At 68.4% G+C, this 1,570-nt stretch carries 1 protein-coding gene and 1 pseudogene; both read left to right on the plus strand.

Annotation, left to right across the window (positions count from 1 at the left end; genetic code table 11):
* Positions 1-1,043, plus strand: a 1,043-nt coding sequence (locus MOV75_RS37460) for a cobaltochelatase subunit CobN (protein WP_247007921.1), incomplete at its 5' end; no start/stop codon positions are given.
* Positions 1,040-1,570 (plus strand): annotated as a pseudogene (locus tag MOV75_RS37465) (precorrin-3B synthase); the annotation flags it as partial. The gene MOV75_RS37460 and the pseudogene MOV75_RS37465, both read left to right, overlap by 4 nt.

Raw genomic sequence — 1,570 nt, forward strand, 5'->3', positions numbered from 1 at the left:
GGCTCGCCGAAGAGCTGCTGCGCCGGCACCTGCAGGATCACGGTGACTGGCCGAAAGGCCTCGTCGTCGACCTGTGGGGCTCGGCGACGATGCGCACTGCGGGCGAGGAGTTTGCGATGGCGCTGCATCTGGCCGGCCTCGCGCCGCGCTGGGATCACGCCTCCGGCCGGGTCACCGGCTACGACATCATCGCGCCGGCCGAGCTCGGCCGGCCTCGCATCGACGTTACGCTGCGCGTCTCCGGCCTGTTCCGTGATGTCTTCTCAGGCCTTGCGCAATTGTTCGAGGCCGCAGCCGAAGCGCTCGCAACGCGCGAGGGAGAGGGCGACGAGAATCCGTACCGCCACCGCGCCTCCCGCGTGTTTGCGCCGCGCCCCGGACAATATGGCGTTGGTCTGTCGGCGATCCCCGATGCGTTCACGGCGGAGACGCGCGATGCCGCCGGCGAAGCCTGGCTTTCGGCATCGTCCTGGGCGTTCTCGGTTGATGGCGAGATGCAGCCCGATCGCGCCGGCATCGAGGCGCGGCTCGCCTCGGCCGATGCCTTTGTCCACGTCCAGGACTTGCCGGAAACCGACCTGCTGCTGGCTGCCGACTATGCCGCGCATGAAGCCGGCGTTGCGGCGGCTGCAGCGCATCTCGGCGCGGCAGGACCATCGCTCTATCACCTCGACACGACGCATCCCGAACAGCCGCACGCGCGCACGCTGACCGAGGAAATCTCGCGTGTCGTCCGGGCGCGCGCCGCCAATCCGGCCTGGATCGCCGGCATGATGCGCCACGGTTTTCGCGGGGCGGCCGAGATCACAGCGACGCTGGAACACATGGCCGCTTTCGCGCATCTTGCCGCCGCCGTGCCGCCGCATCTGTTCGATCTCTACTACGATGCGACGCTCGGCAACGACGACGTCCGCGCCTTCATGGCGCGTGAAAATCCGCACGCTCTCGCCGCGATGGAAACCTGTTTTGCGCGCTTGCACGATGCGGCACTCTGGCAAACGCGCCGCAATTCGATCGCGGCAGCACTGCGGGAGGCATCATGAGCGCGGCTGCGGTCAAGGGCTGGTGTCCCGGCGCGCTGCGGCCGATGCAATCGGGCGACGGGCTCGTGGTGCGGGTGCGTCCGTTCGGCGGGCGTCTTGAAACAGCACAAATCACGGGGCTTGCCGAACTCGCCGGGCAACACGGCAATGGTCTGATCGACGTGACGAGCCGCGCCAATCTCCAGATCCGGGGCGTCAGCGAGCAAAGCCATCGGCCGCTGCTCGACGGCCTTGCGCAACTGGCACTGCTCGATCCCGACGGCGATATCGAAGCCCGGCGCAATATTCTGGTGATGCCGTTCTGGAGCGGCGGCGACCAAACCCAGTCGCTCGCCGCCGAGCTGGAGGAGGCGCTCGCCGACAGCGGCCTCGCGCTTCCCACCAAGTTCGGCTTCGCCATCGATGACGGAAGATCGCGGGTGCTCGCCGGCGATTCCGCCGACATACGCATCGAGCGCGATCGGTTGGGTCGCCTCCTGGTGCGGGCCGATGGTGCAAGGCTCGGCCGCTCCGTCGCTCGCGGCGAG

The organism is Bradyrhizobium sp. PRIMUS42 (assembly GCF_023006515.1).
Lineage (GTDB): Bacteria > Pseudomonadota > Alphaproteobacteria > Rhizobiales > Xanthobacteraceae > Bradyrhizobium.